The following is a 17118-nucleotide window of genomic DNA, read 5'->3' on the forward strand; positions in this document are numbered from 1 at the left end:
GCGCTTGAGCAGGATGCCGCCTACCCGCGGACGTATTTCAACCTCTTTGGCGCCTTCGGTCTGGGCCACCGCTTCCGCGCTGATTGGCACACTGGTCGGCTGAACCTCGACTACGCTTACAGGAAGCGGCATGCCCGCGGGAGGCTGGGCGGACGCATGTTCGTTTTTGCTGCATGCGCTTAGCGCAGCGCATATAATAATGACCCAAGTTGTCGCCCAGCGGGACCTGATTCGGCCACGGTGGTTATTTTTATATCGTCTGGCACCTGACATCTCGGCTCCATAATTAAAACTAAAACGAGCAATTCGAACAAACCTGTTGCATACATTCACGTATGTATGTAAATTATTAATCAAAAAATGGTACATGTAAATAGGAAGAGAAACTATCTCTGACGATGGTACGGAAAACAAAGGAAAATGCGGAATTAACCCGCCAGCGTCTCATCGACGCGGCGCGGCAGGTGTTCCTTGCCCGCGGAGTCAGCCGTACGACCATGGAACACGTGGCCCTTCAGGCGGGCGTTACGTGCGGTGCAATTTACTGGCATTTCAACAATAAACTCGATCTGTTTCAGGCGATGCGGCAGCAGGTATTTTTACCACTGATTGATCGCATGGACGATACGCTGTTGGTTGAGGGCTCCGGGGATCCGCTTACCTGTATCGAAAATTTTTTATGCGGGACTATACAAGTGCTGGCGGATAGTGTCGAAACGCGCGAAATCTACGAAATCATGATGATCAAGTGTGAATACGTGGACGAGTTCGGAACAGTTCTGCAGCAAATCCTTTCGAATTGCTCAGGTATTTTTCAAAAGCTGCGGCTGGTTTACGAGCGCGCCAAGGTTCAAAACCAGTTGCACCCTTCACACGATCCATCCCAGTTGGCGATAGACACACATCTCTTCTTTATTGGTCTGTTGCATATGTGGGTGAAAGACACGCGCGGAGATCAGTTTCGGTATCAGGCGATTGAACTGGTAAAAGCCCATATGGGGCTGCGTCGTCAGGACCGGCGCGATTCCGCAGCGCTGCGCTGAGCGCAATATATACCTCTTCCTGCAAGCAACGTTCCTGAGGGGATACTCTCCCGGCGTCCGCGGCTTCCGGCGTCTTTGCTCTCCCGACGACCCGTTATAGTTGACTAAATCTATCAAGTATCTTATAGTTGACTAAATCAGTCATGTATTGGTATTGGCGGAGCTGGTTTAGGACGATGTTCTCTATTTCAACGAAATCACGATAGTAAGAGGAAGGAGTTTATTATGAGGCTAACAACGAAAGGACGGTTTGCAGTAACGGCGCTGTTGGACCTGGCCATGCAACGGAGCACCCGTCCGGTGACACTGGCCGAAATCAGTCAGCGTCAGCAAATCTCGCTATCCTATCTTGAGCAACTGTTCGCCAAGTTGCGGCAGCGTGGGCTTGTCGACAGCGTGCGTGGCCCTGGCGGCGGGTATTACATCGCCAAGGATCTTGCGCAGGTATCTATCGCCGAGATCATCCTCGCCGTAGACGAGCCGATCGATTCAACCCAATGCAGTGGCAAGGAGAATTGCCACAACGACAAGAAATGCATGACGCACGATCTGTGGATAAAGCTAAACGATCTTATTTTCGATCATCTTGGTGCGGTGAGTTTGAGACAACTTGTCGACGAACAAAAAGCAAGACATGAGGAACGAAAAGCGAAGGAGAAGGGTGTCGTCCAGATGCTGGACATGCGAACAGTAATGTCAGACAAGACCTTGTCCGAAAAGGTTATGCCTGAACGTGAACGTGCGGTAATTTCAGCCTGAGAATCGAATAATTGGATCTGCGCAAAACTTTTACGTCATTTTGGTCGTCCTAATAAGGATGGAAACCGGGGAACAATGATGGCGATAACATTGACCGAAGCCGCGGCAAACCAAATCCGCAAACAACTTGCCAAACGAGGCAAGGGGCTGGCGTTACGAATCGGTGTGAAGAAGGTGGGGTGCTCAGGGTTCGCCTACACCTTCGATTATGCTGACGAGGTCCGTCAGGGTGATGAGATTTTTGCGTTTCATGATGCCAGTCTAGTGGTTGATGCCGATAGTCTGCCGTTTCTTGATGGCTCGCGTGTCGACTATATACGGGAAGGTCTGAACGATTCATTCCGACTTCATAATCCCAACGTTGGCGATACGTGTGGTTGTGGTGAAAGCTTCAGCTTGAAGGAGCCAGCAAAGGTTTAGCCATATCTGGAATAACAAAGGGCGAACTCGAAATGCTTTCAGATAAGGTACAGTTACCATAACCGTCTTCGACGTGAACGATATTGGAGCAAGCTAATGAGTGCAGTATTACAAAATCTGGTCAATCAGCCTTACAAACACGGTTTTGTCACTGAAATCGAGTCGGATATCGCGCCGAAAGGATTAAACGAAGATATCATAAAACTCATTTCGGCAAAAAAAGGCGAGCCCGCGTGGATGCTGGATTTTCGTCTCAAGGCCTATTACCAGTGGCTCAAGATGGATGAGCCGAAATGGCCCAATGTTAAATATCCGAAAATCGATTTTCAGGCAATCAGTTATTACGCAGCCCCAAAGCCAAAAAAGAAGCTGAGCAGCATGGATGAAGTCGACCCTGAGCTGCTGCGCACGTTCGAGAAACTCGGTGTGCCCATGCACGAGCGGGCCGCGCTTGCCGGAGTCGCGGTTGACGTGATCTTCGACAGTGTGTCAGTTGCAACGACTTACAAGCAAAAGCTGGCAGAGGTGGGTATTATCTTCTGCTCGATTTCCGAAGCGGTTCAGATGCATCCGGAACTGGTGAGGCAGTACCTGGGCACGGTCGTGCCAGTGGGGGATAATTATTACGCTGCGCTCAACTCGGCGGTCTTCACGGATGGGACGTTTTGTTTCATTCCCAAAGGCGTCCAGTGCCCGATGGATCTCTCCACCTATTTTCGCATCAACACCGAAGAATCGGGGCAGTTCGAGCGTACCTTGATCGTTGCCGAGGAGGGCGCGTCGGTGTCATACCTGGAAGGATGCACCGCCCCAAAATTCGACACGAATCAGCTCCACGCCGCGGTGGTCGAGCTGGTTGCGCTCGATAACGCTGATATCAAGTACTCGACGGTTCAGAACTGGTACGCCGGCGATGAAAACGGCCTGGGCGGAATCTATAACTTTGTTACCAAGCGCGGGCTTGCCAAAGGCACCAACTCACGTATTTCCTGGACCCAAGTCGAAACAGGTTCTGCAATTACGTGGAAGTACCCTTCCTGCATTCTGCAGGGAGACAACTCAGTCGGGGAGTTCTATTCGGTCGCGGTCACCAACAATTACCAGCAGGCGGACACCGGCACCAAAATGATCCATATCGGAAAAAACACGCGCAGCACGATCGTCAGCAAGGGTATTTCTTCCGGGCATTCGAATAACAGCTATCGGGGGCTCGTCAGGATTGCGCCGACCGCCGCAGGGGCACGTAATTATTCGCAATGCGACTCCATGTTGATCGGCGACAAATGTGGCGCGCACACATTTCCCTATATTCAGGTTCGCAACCAGGAGGCCAAGGTCGAGCATGAGGCATCCACGTCCAAGATTGGCGAGGACCAGCTGTTCTACTTTGCCCAGCGCGGTATCGGCAGTGAGGAAGCGGTATCGATGATCATCAATGGATTCTGCAAAGATGTATTTCAACAATTGCCGATGGAGTTCGCGGTCGAGGCGACCAAGCTGCTCGGATTCAAACTCGAAGGGAGCGTTGGATGATACGCGAGGGCAGCAGGATTTTGCTGGAAGTACGCGGGCTGCGTGCCGTAGTCAACGGCATTGAGATCCTCAAGGGTATTGACCTTACCGTGAGAAGCGGGGAGGTCCACGCCATCATGGGCACCAATGGTTCGGGCAAAAGCACTTTCGCCAAAGTGCTTGCCGGACACAGCGCCTATCAAGTGACCGGGGGCTCGGTATTATTCGAAGGCCGCGATCTGTTCGATCTCTCACCGGAAGAGCGTGCGCGCGCGGGAGTATTTTTGGCGTTTCAATATCCGATTGAAATACCGGGTGTTGCTAATAGTCATTTTTTGCGTCTTGCTTATAACACCGTGCAGGCGCAGCGTGGCAAGGAAGAGCTGGATCCGCTTGAGTTTGAAGATTTCGTGCGCGATAAAATGAAATTACTGGAAATGAATCCGGAATTTCTTGACCGGGGCGTGAATGAAGGTTTCTCCGGCGGTGAGAAAAAGCGTAACGAGATTTTGCAAATGGCGCTGCTGGAGCCAAGGCTGGCAATTCTCGACGAGACCGATTCCGGCCTCGACATTGATGCACTCCGAATCGTAACCACCGGGGTGAACAAGCTGTCGACGGCCGACAATGCAATCATATTGGTGACGCATTACCAGCGGATGCTTAACTATATTGTGCCGGATTTCGTGCACGTGATGCGCGCGGGTCAGATCATCAAGACGGGCGGCAAGGAGCTGGCGCTCGATCTCGAGACCCGCGGTTATGATTGGGTCGGCGCCGAGCAGCCAGCCATGGCTGGTGCATGAGCATGAGCATGGTGGTCAGCAACAGTTATCTCGACAGCATTCTTAAGGGGCAGCCGCAGCTGCCGCCCAGTTCAACGACGTGGTTTAACCAGTTGCGGGCCCATGCACTTGAGCAGGCCGGCACGCTACAGGTTCCGACCACTCGCGACGAGGAGTGGCGCTTTACTGACATATCTCCACTTACCAGGTTGCCGTTGCGCCCATCACACGCGATATCCGCCCCGCAAGTGACGGATGTCAAGCGTTTCCAGTTGGATGACACGACGATAAGGCTGGTGTTTGTCGACGGTGCGTTTATGCCGCACTTGTCTAGCCGACTCGAGGGAAGCGAACACGAAGGCCTGGTTGTTACCGATCTTTCCGTGGCTGTGGCGACGCATGCTTCTGTAATCGAGCCGCATCTCGGCCGACTGGCGGGTTTCGAGAACAACTTATTTGCTGCGCTCAATACTGCCTATCTGCATCACGGTGCACTGATCATTGTGTCGCGCAATGCGAAGATACAGAAGCCGGTGCACGTATTATTCATCGCCACGCAGGCGGGGACGGCAATACACCCCCGCTGCCTATTGATTGCCCAAGGGGGAAGCGAGGTAACACTGGTCGAGGATTACGTTGCCTTGCAGGACGAGGCTTATGTCACCAACGCGGTGACCGAGATTGCGCTTGAGAATAATGCCCGGGTCAACCATGTCCGGGTCCAGCGCGACAGCATGGAGGCATTTCATATCGCAAACTGCGCGGTATCGGTCGCGCACGCAAGCTGCTATCGCTCGGTTAGCGTCGCGCTTGGCGGGCGTATTTCGCGCTACGACCTGAATGCAAGGCTTGAGGCCGAGGGAGCGGAGTGCTTCATCGACGGGCTTGCCTTAATTAAAGGACGCCAACTTGCGGATACTCACACCTGTATCGATCATGCCAAACCGCCCGGGACCAGCCGTCAGTCACATAAGTGCATCGTGGACGGCGCCGCGCACGCGGTATTTAATGGCAAGATCCTTGTACGCGCAGGTGCTTTGCGTACTGATTCCGCGCAGTCGAGCCGCAACCTGCTCCTGAGTGCCAGGGCGCGTGTCGATACAAAGCCGCAGCTCGAAATTTTTGCGGATGACGTAAAATGTGCGCACGGCGCAACCGTGGGGCAACTGGATCACGAGGAATTGTTCTATCTCAGGAGCCGCGGCCTCGCCGAGACTGCGGCCCGGAATCTGCTGACTTATGCTTTTGGCGCGGAAATAATTGATCGGATTCCCATCGCGTCTCTTAAGTATCAGCTCGAGCAGATCGTGCTCGAACAAACTGAAAAAACTGGACCATGAAGCTCATCGACTCTGCTTTGAAACCGGAATTCACTTCAATGTTTGACGTTGAACACATCCGCGCTGATTTTCCGATTCTTAAGCTCCAGGTCGAAGGAAAGCCGCTGGTTTATCTTGATAACGCGGCGTCAAGCCAGATGCCGCAGCAAGTAATCGACCGGCTGGTGCGTTACCAGACGAGCGAACACGCGAATATCAATCGCGGCGTCCATTACTTATCTGAAACGGCTACAGCCGAATACGAGAGCGCGCGCCGCAGGTTGCAGCATTTCATTAATGCGCGCGAAGACCGGGAAGTCGTTTTTACTAGCGGGACAACCGATTCCATCAACCTAGTCATGCACGGTTACGGCCGCAAATATATCCGCGCAGGCGATGAAATCATTCTGACGACGCTTGAGCATCATTCGAATATCGTGCCCTGGCAGATGTTGGCTGAAGAGAAGGGCGCCAAGATTCGTGTAGTGCCTATCAGCGACGCCGGGGAACTTCTAGTCGACGAATACGAGAAGCTTTTTAATGCGCGTACCAAATTCGTCGGTGTGTTGCACGTCTCGAATGCTCTTGGCACCATTAACCCTGTCAAGGAAATGATTGCATTTGCGCACGCGCGGGGCGTGCCCGTACTGGTTGATGGCGCGCAGGCCGCACCCCACATGGCAGTGGACGTTCAGGATCTGGATTGTGATTTCTACGCTTTTTCGGGCCACAAGCTGTGCGGGCCCACGGGCATCGGCGTGCTTTACGGAAAGGCCGAGCTGCTTGAGCGAATGCAGCCGTTCAAGGGCGGCGGAGATATGATTTTGTCGGTAACGTTCGAAAAGACGACATACAATTCAATCCCGCACAAGTTCGAGGCTGGCACACCGCCAATAGCAGCCGCGATCGGCCTCGGTGCGGCGGTCGATTATCTGTCGGCAATCGGACTCGATACGATTTCCGCATATGAATTGAAGCTGCTGAACTACGCGACGGAACAAATATCCAATTTACCGGGTGTGCGCGTTATCGGGACCGCTGCAAGGAAAACAGCGGTACTTTCATTTGTGATGGAAGGAGTGCATCCACACGACATCGGCACGTTGTTGAATCATGAGGGCGTTGCTGTTCGTACGGGACACCACTGCGTACAACCCGTAATGCTGCGCCTCAGGGTTCCGGCGACGGCTCGCGCTTCGTTTGCGTTTTACAATACCATGGCAGAGGTCGACACATTAATCTCGGGCATTCGAACTGTGCAGAAGGTTTTTACGTAATGAACTCCAAATCTCTTTATCAAGAGGTCATTCTCGATCACAATAAAAAGCCGCGCAATTATGGCACGCTCGATAAGGCAAGCCATCACGCCGTCGGCCATAATCCGCTGTGTGGCGATCATCTCGACATCGAACTCAATCTGGATGGGGAACGTATCGACAACATCGCTTTCCACGGTGAATCATGCGCCATCTGCAAGGCGTCCGCCTCTATGATGACCACCGTCGTGAAGGGCAAGACCCGTGCCGACGCGGAGACATTGATAAAGGAATTTCGCGAGATGTCCACAGGTACGCTCAACCTTAATGAAGATCATCACTTGGGACGGCTCACGGTATTCGCCGGTGTGCGCGACCTGCCGACGCGCGTGAAATGCGCTATTTTACCGTGGCATACGCTGCATGCGGCGCTGAACTCGGTTACAACCACCTCGACCGAGGCGGAGGATGACCCCATGCACGCGGCGATAGGTGATGCCTAAAAATTTGTGACGAGTCCTGTAGCGCTTGTTCGGGCTCCTCTAAAGGAACGTGAAATGCCTAAAATCGCTGAAATCGAAGGTACTCCAAACCGGAACGCATTAAAATTCATTCTAAAGGAGCCGCTTACCTGGGGAGTGACGCGTTCGTATGACAATGCCGAGCAGGCGCAGGGCGATGCGCTTGCCGAGGCGCTGTTCGATATTGATCATGTCACGAATGTATTTTATGTTGATCGCTGGATTACAATCACCCAGGACGGAGAGGCAGACTGGCAGGATCTCGCCCGCGCAGTGGCCGATCCGATCCGTGCTGCCCCCGCAGCAGACGCGCACTCAGCCGCTACGGTCGCCGCGGCCGGCACCGCGATCGCGGGGTTGAGTCCCGAGGATCAGAAGCGCCTCGATGCAATAAACGAAATGCTCGACGACGAGATACGCCCCTACCTGCAAAACGATGGCGGTGATCTTCATGTGCTGGGTCTCGCCGGCAACAAGCTCAGCGTTCATTATCAGGGCGCGTGCGGCACCTGTCCAAGTTCGATTTCAGGCACCCTCAGGGGCATTCAGAATATGCTCAGGTCGATTGAGCCAGAAATCGAGGTTGAGGCGATGTAACTGCTGTTTCGCTGCCTGCTCGCGCCGCTCTATCGACTGCTCCCAGTGTTTTTTAAACTGGCCGGACATCACTGGATGAGTTGGCGGAGGCTGCAGAGCGCGGCATGAGCATTACCGAGCTTTGCCGCATGCTGCCCGGCCCAGCCGGCAAGCGTATAATTCCGATGTTGTTAGCCCTCCCACCCCTTCAGCTTTGATGGGTTAGCGGCTGACCGACGCGTACAGGTGCGCCTGAGCTCCGCTTGCCGGCGCTTCCGACAGGCAGTCGGATAAATTTACCAGTCTTGCTCACATAACCGGATGCTCTGGGTCAAATCCTTCCATATTATTTTTGTCGTGGCTTGGTTTGCGGGCCTGTTTTATTTACCACGGCTGTTTGTCTATCACGCGATGACCACGGATTTGCCAGGTATAGAGCGTTTCAAGGTAATGGAGCGCAAACTCTACTATGGCATAATGACGCCAAGTGCGGTCCTGGCGGTGATTTTTGGTCTGTGGCTATGGCTGGGTTATGGTATTACCGGTGGCTGGCTGCATGCCAAGCTCGTGCTGGTATTGATGCTTATTGCATATCACCTGTACTGCCAAAGACTGCTCGCCGATTTCAAGCATGATCGCAACCGCCATAGTCACGTTTATTACCGGTGGTTTAACGAAATACCGGTGCTGATTCTGATCGCGGTGGTGATATTGGTGGTGGTGAAGCCGTAAAAATTTTTTTTATCCATCCGGGCTTCGCCAAGCACCAACGCTGCGGAGCCAATCCGGTTCGCACCATGAAGACGATTACGGTTAACCTTACCCCCACCTTGAACGAGCGGAGCTACCCGATCCTTATCGGTAGCGGTCTGCTCAGTCACCCTGAATTTATCTTGCGCCATCTGACCCAGCAACGCGTAGCGATCATATCCAATACCACGGTTGCGCCCCTCTATATGGAAAAGCTACGCAGCAAGCTGGAGACAAAAGGGGTTGCGTCGTTTCCGATTATCCTTCCCGATGGGGAAGAATACAAAAACTGGCAAACGCTGAACCTCATATTTGACGCTCTTCTGGCGAATCGATGTGAGCGCAGCACTGCGGTCTTGGCTCTAGGCGGCGGTGTCGTCGGTGATTTGACCGGATTCGCCGCTGCAACATATCTGCGCGGTGTTCCCTTTATCCAGATCCCAACCACGCTTCTGGCGCAGGTTGACTCGTCGGTGGGGGGCAAGACGGGTATCAATCATCCGCTTGGCAAGAATATGATCGGCGCTTTTTATCAGCCGCGCACAGTCCTGGCAGACATCGAAACGCTGGATACCTTACCGGACCGGGAATTGCGGGCTGGCATTGCCGAGATCATCAAGTACGGCCTCATCCGCGACCTGGTCTTCCTGGATTGGATCGAGCGTAATATTCAAGGGATGTTAGCGCGGGATGCCGCGATTCTGACGGAAGCGATCGAGCGCAGCTGCGCGAACAAGGCCGACGTCGTGGCAGCGGATGAGCGTGAAAGCGGTGTCCGCGCATTACTGAACCTGGGGCATACCTTTGGCCATGCGGTCGAGAACGCGATGGGGTATGGTGTCTGGCTCCATGGCGAAGCCGTGGCTGCAGGCACAGTGCTTGCGGCGGACCTGTCGCATCGACTGGGCATGATCGGACGCGAAGATGTGCAGCGAATCAGGGACCTTTACGTTCGGGCCGGGCTTCCCGTGGCTGCCCCGAATCTGGGTGCGGAAACTTATCTACGTTTGATGGGGCTGGATAAGAAAGTAGAGGGAGGGAAGCTTCGTTTTGTGTTACTCAAGCACATCGGAGAGGCCGTGGTTCGGGCTGACGTTCCGCGGGACATGCTAATTGATACGCTTACTGAATGCACAGTCCATGCATGAGTTGGCGCCCTATGCAGTATCGGAGAAAAACTCGCGCGGTCGCCGTGTTTCGGAAGAGCTGTCTCCAGGACGGACATCTTTTCAACGTGATCGCGATCGTATCATTCATTCGACTGCCTTCCGCCGGCTTGAGTACAAGACCCAGGTTTTCGTCAATCACGAGGGAGATTTATTCCGCACGCGGCTGACGCACAGCCTGGAAGTGGCCCAGATTGGCCGCTCCATAGCCCGAAACTTACGCCTTAACGAGGATTTGGTGGAGGCCATCGCGCTCGCTCATGACCTTGGACACACTCCGTTCGGCCATGCGGGGCAGGACGCGCTGAACGAATGCATGAAAGAGCATGGAGGTTTTGAACACAACCTTCAGTCCCTGCGAGTGGTGGACGTGCTGGAAGAGCATTACGGGGGGTTCGACGGCTTGAATTTGTGCTTTGAAACCCGTGAAGGCATTCTTAAACATTGCGCCAGAAAAAAAGCCCGTCAGCTCGGCGACGTAGGTGAACGTTTTATCGCCGACCGGCGTCCGTCGCTTGAGGCGCAACTCGCCAATCTTGCGGACGAAATAGCGTACAACAATCACGACGTCGATGATGGTCTGCGCTCCGGCCTCATAACCCAGGAACAGCTCGGAGAAGTGGAAATATTCTCGCGCCATTTAGCCATGGCTAAAAATGCTTATCCTGGAATCTCGGGTCGGCGGCTCATACATGAGACCGTGCGGCGCATGATCAATACACTGGTTTCCGATCTGACCGGACAAAGCGCAAAAAATATTGAAGACGCTGCCCCGGTAACCTTGTCCATGGTGCGAGAAGCGCCCGCCCTGATTGGTTTCAGCAAGAAGATCCACCAGGAGCAGCAGGAATTGAAAAAATTCCTGCGCGACCATCTTTATCGGCACTATCAAGTGGCGCGCATGAGCGCAAAGGCGCGCCACACCATTGAAATGCTTTTTAAGGCATTTCATTCTGATACGCGGGTGCTTCCTCCCGCATTTCAATCGAAATATGCTCAGGATGGGTATCAGGCGATTGCGGACTATATTGCAGGCATGACCGACCGCTATGCCATCCGTGAATACCGAAAGCTGTTCATAATTGAAGAGCGCTGAACGCACGGATGCGGTGTCTGTGATTCGGATGGATTCCGAAAGAGGCCGGCGGCGCAGTTCAGGGGCAGCATGGATCGGGAATCGGCGTCGGCGTTGCCAGCCGATGAGCATATACCTGAGTGTCAATCGCTGGTAATATTGTAGGTTCGGCCCGTCCATCATGGTCGGTTTCCCTGCCCGGGTTACGATTCGGCGCAGCGCAAAGGGGAAAATGCCGAATCTCTTTCTCTGCGGTTGGATGAGCAAATGACAAAATTAAAAAACGATACGCTGTTGCGGGCCCTCCTGCGCCAGCCGACGGATTACACCCCTGTGTGGCTGATGCGCCAAGCCGGTCGCTATTTGCCCGAGTATAACCAGACCCGTAGCCGCGCTGGCAGTTTTCTCGCTCTGTGCAAGAATCCGGATTACGCTACCGAAGTTACGATGCAACCGCTGTCACGATTTCCGCTCGACGCCGCGATACTGTTCTCGGACATTCTAACGATACCCGATGCGATGGGGTTGGGTCTTTATTTTTCCGAAGGGGAAGGACCCAAGTTTGAGCGTCCCCTGCGCGAGGAATGGGAGATTCGCGCGCTCGCGGTACCAGATCCGGAGACGCATCTCCGCTATGTGCTGGACGCGGTGACCCAAATTCGCAGGACGCTGGATAACAGAATTCCCCTGATCGGGTTTTCGGGCAGTCCGTTTACCTTGGCCTGTTATATGGTGGAAGGCTGCGGCGGGACCGATTTTCGCCAGATCAAAACGATGCTGTATCAGCGACCTGATCTGCTGCATCACATCCTCAATATTAACGCACAGGCTGTCACCGCCTATCTGAATGCTCAGATCGAATGTGGGGCTCAAGCGGTAATGATCTTCGATACCTGGGGCGGAGCCTTGTCTCATGCCGCGTATCGGGAATTCTCCTTACGGTATATGAGCCAGATCCTGGCTGGATTAAAGCGCGAGCATGGCGGTGAGCGCATTCCAAACATTGTTTTTACCAAGGGCGGGGGGCTGTGGCTCGAAAGTATTGCTGACAGCGGATGTGATGCGGTTGGGCTCGACTGGACCGTGGATATTGCCGACGCCCGCCAGCGAATTGGCCATAAGGTTGCTCTGCAGGGAAATCTCGACCCGGCCGTGCTGTTCGCTTCGCCCGAGGTGATTACGGCTGAAGTGGAAAAAATCCTCTCAGGTTACGGTAATGGTAGCGGCCACATCTTCAATCTGGGGCATGGCATTTCGCAGTACACGCCTCCGGAGAATGCTCTGATGCTGGTCGAGGCGGTCCACAGTAACAGTCGGAAATATCACCAGCAGTAGAGCAGGTTTATAGCGCGATGTTAGTTGCGACAACCGATACAAAGATGTGCTAAATTCTCGTTTTAACCGAACAGGCCAGTTATGAAACCAGATACTGGCCCATCCTGAATATGGCCAACTTTTCGATGCAATTAGGTGAAAAACGGGTAAACTCAAGTGGTTCAGTTAGAACAAACCTAACGAAATTGCCAGTGCATATACTTATTATCGAAGACGATCCCGCGATCGCCACCAACCTCTACGATTTTCTCGAAGCACGCGGTCACAGTGTCGACGCTGCGGCGGATGGCATCACAGGTCTGCATCTTGCGGTAACGCAGAAATTCGATGGAATTCTGCTTGATCTCGGGCTGCCCGGCATGGATGGCATTACATTGTGCAGGAAACTTCGCAAGGAAGCCGATATCGATACGCCGGTACTGATGCTTACGGCGCGAGACACGCTGGACGATAAGCTTAAGGGGTTCGATTGCGGCGCCGACGATTATCTGGTCAAGCCATTTGCGCTTAAGGAAGTTGAGGCGCGCCTGGTCGCGATGCATAAGCGTCACGGCGGCAAAGTCACGAGCCGCATGCTCGAAACGGGTGATTTGTCTTTTGATCCAAAAACACTATCTATCCAGTTTGCCGGTGCAAGCGTCAAGCTGCCCCCCAAATGTATTCGGCTACTTGCCATTATGATGGGCGAACCGGGCCGGGTGTTCAGCCGCAGGGAATTGGAATCGGAAGTCTGGGGCGATGAGCAGGGCACGAGCGATACCTTGCGTAGCCATATGCACGAACTTCGCCGCGCGCTGAGCCGGGCCGGAGGATATGATCCAATCGAGACAGTTCACGGCCTTGGTTATCGCCTGATTTCTCGTGCCAGGAGTTAAGCGCGGTTTACGCCTGCGTGTTGCACTGGCATTTGCAATATTCTGCATTGTTGTCGTTGGAACCGTTGGTATCAGCCTCTACATCGCCTCGGATGATATTGAACAGGCGCATATCGAGCAGATTCTCGAAGCCGAGATGGATTATCTCGTGCAGCGCTATAGCGAGAGCAGCGATTTTGTTCCGCAGGTAGGTTCCAATCTCGAGAAATATATCGTCCGCGATGCTGCGGATGAATCGCATCTGCCAACATACCTCCAAGGATTGAATTACAGGCGCCATAAAGTGTTTCGTGGCCCGGAAGAAATCCGGGTCGCGGTACGGCACGCCAATGGCGTCAAGTTTCTCGTTGCATATGAGATTGGACTTCACGATCTGCGGCAGCAGGAACTCCGGCTCCTTATCGTTTTATCGCTCTTGTCGGTTGTTGGGGTAGCCTTGGTGGTTGGATATTTACTCGCCGGCGTGCTCGTCAGACAGGTCACTGATCTAGCCGAGCGGGTGCGGCATCTTGCGCCGGGCGACGTGCAAGGCGCCACAATGATACAGCCAGGGCAGGACGAGGAGGTCGCGCAGCTTGCGCATGCGTTGGACGACTACCAGAACCGCATTACGCGTATGTTGCGGCGCGAGCAGGAATTTACCGCCAACGTCAGCCATGAGTTGCGTACGCCAATCACCACCATTTTGACAAGCTGTGAGCTTCTGGCGACGGAGCCAAGCCTGCCAGAGCGGGCACGCGGAAGAATCGGGATGATCGAGAGTGCGGCCACCCGTATGGGTGAGCAATTACAGGCCTTGCTATTCCTCGCCCGTGAGCAGGCGCTAGGGATCATGGAGCCGGTCGCACTTGCGGAATGCGTTTACGACGCGGTGGAACCGGTATGTACGGAGATATATCGCAAGCGGCTTAATTTCGAGGTCGCAATCGAGCCAAAGGCGGTTCTTACGCTAAATCCACAGGCACTGCATACGGCTCTCGTGAATCTGCTCCGAAATGCGGTGCAGTATACCGAGCGCGGTTTCATTCGCGTCAGTTTTAACCGGAACCGTCTTTCGATCTCGGATTCGGGTATTGGCATCGAGCCGTTTTACCTGCCACTTCTCTATGAGCGTTTCTTCCGCGGAACATCTCAAGGCGAGGGTTTAGGCATAGGGCTTGCTATCGTCAAACGGATTTGCGATCACTACGGCTGGACCATTGATGTCGATAGTACCCCTGGAAAAGGTACCACGTTTCACATCACATTTCCTTGAAGGCCAAACTGAGCGGCTGGACAGTGTGCTTCTTCTGTACGCAGCCTATCCAAACTCACTTCCATAAAAAAATCTCCTGGCTCAACCTCTTCACGCTCTCAAAAATAGTGAGGCGATATCGTTCGCTGCTTGGTAGCTTGGTAGTAATGCCTGAGTGATGAACAGGCCTCACGCCGCGAACCCGTCCCCCGTTTCAAATCAGCCCTACCCCGGTCCCCTTGCGGTTTTGTTATACGATACGTAGGAAGGCCTGGTGATTGTGCTCTGTTGTCACCTTCACCTGTTGCCAAATTCCTAAGCCTCTCCGTCCACCCGCTCCTTTGGAGGCTGCTAAGCTGGCGGCCCGTTAGCGACACCTTATCCGTTTAACTCCACAGCTGCGCCAGATCGTTCGCCTCCTTCCAAGCTCAACGACCGCCTGTAAGAACTTCTGAACAGGTAAGCGTCCATCGGGGCAACAGGGATGTCTTGTGATTATCGCCATTTTTCGGTAGGCGATGCCCTGGCGGGGCCTATCTTGAAATTCTTTCGTTATGGTGATTCGCTCTGAGCCGCGACGGTCGTTTTCATGTCGACCGTATCGACTTGGATATTCTTGAAAAGCGCGCCGCGCCATAAACCCGGGAGCGATGCTAGTAATCCTCGCAGGGTGGGAAATAAATATTGCTCACTAAGATACTTTACTCAAATGAAATAGCGCTGGCTTGTTTTCAGGAAGAATTAAGACTTTTTTAAAATATTTTTATTTAGTTGGCCCGATTCACAAATTAATCACAGATACGAAATCTTTTCTTCACACCCACTGTGTTAATTTTTTATTAACACGCAATTCGAATCCCTTATAACACGCTTGTTTAATAATTATTAAAAATGATTAATATTAATCAACGCATTACAGAAATCTGTTTCTCAGTAGGCACCCGAGGGGGATTTAATTGAAAGCTAATTACTCGCGTAACCCCCGGCATGTGGAAGGAAGCGTGCTCGCGTTAAACTAATCAAAAATATGACGGCTGTGAATAGGGGTGGGTTTGTGGCGAAAGGCGTGGACTTAATTTGGATTCGGATAATTGTCCCCGTCTCAAAGAAAAATATGACCATGGATTATACAGGAATTAGAAGCTAATGAATGCGATCGCTTTTGGGGGTTGTTCTCCCGAAACGGCCAGAGTTGGAGCCAGAGCGATTGGCCCTCCAGTCCCTCGCGCTGAGCCAATGGAGCGAATTGAGACGCGTCCGCCGCGATAGAAATGACATGGCGTGCGCCAGGTAGATAAACGCTTTCTGGGGGGTAAAAAATGAATCAACAACTGAGGAGTATAAGGTTACACAGCAGGGACTGCAACACAACAGATCTAACGTGCACGTCGTTAGGACAACTAATAATCACAATAGGAGGATGACGCAATGTCCACCATACAACCTGTAGTGCTGTTCTTCGTTCTGGGGGTTTTGGCCGGAGTGATGAAATCCGACCTCAAGATCCCCGAGGCTTTATACAAGAGCCTGAGCATCTTCCTGTTGATTGCCATCGGCTTCAAGGGAGGGGTATCGATGGCCAAGTACGAAATCATGGAGGTGCTGCCCATCGCCCTGTCGATGGTTGTACTCGCGGCGCTGGTGCCACTGACAGCCTATCCGATATTGAGGAAGCTCGGAAAATTCAGTCAGGCCGATGCTGGCGCTATTTCCGCCCACTATGGTTCGGTGAGCGCGGTGACCTTTGCGGTAGGTATCGCCTTCCTGGAGGGGGTCAAGGAGACGTCCGAAGGCTACATGGTCCTCATCATGGCGCTGATGGAGATACCGGCGTTGGTAACCGGCACCGTTTTGGCGCGGGCTGGAGCAAAGGGTACGACCCAGTGGGGGAAGCTATTGCACGAGATCCTGACCGGCACCAGTATTTTCCTGATGGTGGGTGGGGTCATCGTCGGTTACTACGCCGGGATGGTAAAACTTGTATCGCCGCTGGATAAGATGTTCATGGACCTGTTCATGGGTGTGCTCGCGTTGTTCCTGCTGGAAATGGGCTTGCTCGCGTCAGCGCGGTTGCAGGTAATCAAGGCAAAAGGCCCGTTCCTGATCGGGTTTGGCATACTGTTTCCATTGACAGCCGGGGCTTTTGGCGCCTTTCTCGGCGCGGCATTCGGTTTATCCCTGGGCGGTGCCATGATGCTGGCCGTGCTGTACGCCAGTTGCTCTTACATCGCGGCCCCCGCGGCCATGCGCATCGCGGTACCCGAAGCCGACCCGGCGGTGTCGATCGGTGCCTCCCTGGGGATTACCTTCCCGTTTAACATCTTCGTCGGAGTGCCCATTTACTATGAGATGGCGAAGTTCTTTAAAGGCATGGTGGCATAAGGTTGCAGGAGAGGATAGACGTACTATCACCGGAGGGGTGGCGTTAAATAGCAAAGATCTTTTCCGAGGTGGCAGTACGTTTAATGAAGTCACATCAATAGCAAGTGCCG

16 protein-coding genes and 1 pseudogene are annotated in these 17118 nt (G+C 53.4%); 16 read left to right on the plus strand and 1 reads right to left on the minus strand.

Features of this window, described 5'->3' with window-relative positions; all coding sequences use genetic code 11:
* Window positions 1-273: pseudogene (locus BM022_RS16085) on the minus strand (efflux transporter periplasmic adaptor subunit); the annotation flags it as partial.
* 125 nt (window positions 274-398) lie between these two features.
* Here BM022_RS16085 and BM022_RS10005 point away from each other — a divergent pair.
* The 16 genes from BM022_RS10005 (at window position 399) to BM022_RS10080 (ending at window position 17008) form a co-directional block, all read left to right on the plus strand.
* Window positions 399-1043: a TetR family transcriptional regulator gene (locus BM022_RS10005; protein WP_091138980.1), complete on the plus strand. Its 645-nt coding sequence runs from the start codon at window positions 399-401 to the stop codon at window positions 1041-1043.
* A gap of 225 nt (window positions 1044-1268) precedes the next feature.
* Window positions 1269-1802, plus strand: coding sequence for an Rrf2 family transcriptional regulator (locus BM022_RS10010; RefSeq protein WP_091138982.1), 534 nt, complete (start codon window positions 1269-1271; stop codon window positions 1800-1802).
* 78 nt (window positions 1803-1880) lie between these two features.
* Entirely contained in the window at window positions 1881-2222 is a 342-nt protein-coding gene (locus tag BM022_RS10015) for a HesB/IscA family protein (RefSeq protein ID WP_091139130.1), read from the plus strand.
* Between the two features lie 96 nt (window positions 2223-2318).
* A complete protein-coding gene (sufB, locus tag BM022_RS10020; RefSeq protein ID WP_091138984.1) occupies window positions 2319-3755 on the plus strand; it encodes a Fe-S cluster assembly protein SufB in 1437 nt (478 codons plus the stop codon).
* The gene (gene sufC / locus BM022_RS10025; protein WP_091138986.1) at window positions 3752-4540 is read left to right on the plus strand and encodes a Fe-S cluster assembly ATPase SufC; all 789 of its coding nucleotides are present in this window, start codon (window positions 3752-3754) and stop codon (window positions 4538-4540) included. Before sufB ends, sufC begins: the two co-directional genes overlap by 4 nt.
* On the plus strand, window positions 4537-5859 hold the full coding sequence (sufD, locus tag BM022_RS10030; RefSeq protein WP_371264323.1) for a Fe-S cluster assembly protein SufD: 1323 nt from the start codon (window positions 4537-4539) through the stop codon (window positions 5857-5859). Before sufC ends, sufD begins: the two co-directional genes overlap by 4 nt.
* Window positions 5856-7115, plus strand: a complete 1260-nt coding sequence (locus tag BM022_RS10035) for a cysteine desulfurase (protein WP_091138987.1) — start codon at window positions 5856-5858, stop codon at window positions 7113-7115. Before sufD ends, BM022_RS10035 begins: the two co-directional genes overlap by 4 nt.
* Window positions 7115-7597, plus strand: coding sequence for a Fe-S cluster assembly sulfur transfer protein SufU (gene sufU / locus BM022_RS10040; protein WP_091138989.1), 483 nt, complete (start codon window positions 7115-7117; stop codon window positions 7595-7597). Before BM022_RS10035 ends, sufU begins: the two co-directional genes overlap by 1 nt.
* A 54-nt stretch (window positions 7598-7651) precedes the next feature.
* Entirely contained in the window at window positions 7652-8212 is a 561-nt protein-coding gene (locus tag BM022_RS10045; protein ID WP_091138990.1) for a NifU family protein, read from the plus strand.
* Window positions 8213-8512: 300 nt separating this feature from the next.
* Window positions 8513-8923, plus strand: a complete 411-nt coding sequence (hemJ, locus tag BM022_RS10050) for a protoporphyrinogen oxidase HemJ (RefSeq protein ID WP_091138992.1) — start codon at window positions 8513-8515, stop codon at window positions 8921-8923.
* A 65-nt stretch (window positions 8924-8988) separates the two neighbouring features.
* Window positions 8989-10089 carry a 3-dehydroquinate synthase gene (gene aroB, locus BM022_RS10055; RefSeq protein ID WP_091138994.1) on the plus strand — a complete coding sequence of 367 codons (1101 nt, stop codon included), beginning with the start codon at window positions 8989-8991 and terminating at the stop codon, window positions 10087-10089.
* A complete protein-coding gene (locus BM022_RS10060) occupies window positions 10082-11203 on the plus strand; it encodes a deoxyguanosinetriphosphate triphosphohydrolase (protein ID WP_091138996.1) in 1122 nt (373 codons plus the stop codon). Before aroB ends, BM022_RS10060 begins: the two co-directional genes overlap by 8 nt.
* A gap of 246 nt (window positions 11204-11449) precedes the next feature.
* A complete protein-coding gene (hemE, locus tag BM022_RS10065; RefSeq protein ID WP_091138997.1) occupies window positions 11450-12517 on the plus strand; it encodes a uroporphyrinogen decarboxylase in 1068 nt (355 codons plus the stop codon).
* Between the two features lie 191 nt (window positions 12518-12708).
* Window positions 12709-13392 carry a response regulator transcription factor gene (locus BM022_RS10070; protein ID WP_091138999.1) on the plus strand — a complete coding sequence of 228 codons (684 nt, stop codon included), beginning with the start codon at window positions 12709-12711 and terminating at the stop codon, window positions 13390-13392.
* Window positions 13379-14647 carry a sensor histidine kinase gene (locus BM022_RS10075; RefSeq protein ID WP_091139000.1) on the plus strand — a complete coding sequence of 423 codons (1269 nt, stop codon included), beginning with the start codon at window positions 13379-13381 and terminating at the stop codon, window positions 14645-14647. The genes BM022_RS10070 and BM022_RS10075 overlap by 14 nt, the downstream gene beginning before the upstream one ends.
* A gap of 1407 nt (window positions 14648-16054) precedes the next feature.
* Window positions 16055-17008 (plus strand): sodium-dependent bicarbonate transport family permease, encoded by a 954-nt coding sequence (locus tag BM022_RS10080; protein WP_091139002.1) that lies wholly within the window; start codon window positions 16055-16057, stop codon window positions 17006-17008.
* Window positions 17009-17118 lie beyond the last annotated feature (110 nt).

Source organism: Nitrosospira sp. Nsp14 (genome assembly GCF_900113575.1).
Classification (GTDB): domain Bacteria; phylum Pseudomonadota; class Gammaproteobacteria; order Burkholderiales; family Nitrosomonadaceae; genus Nitrosospira.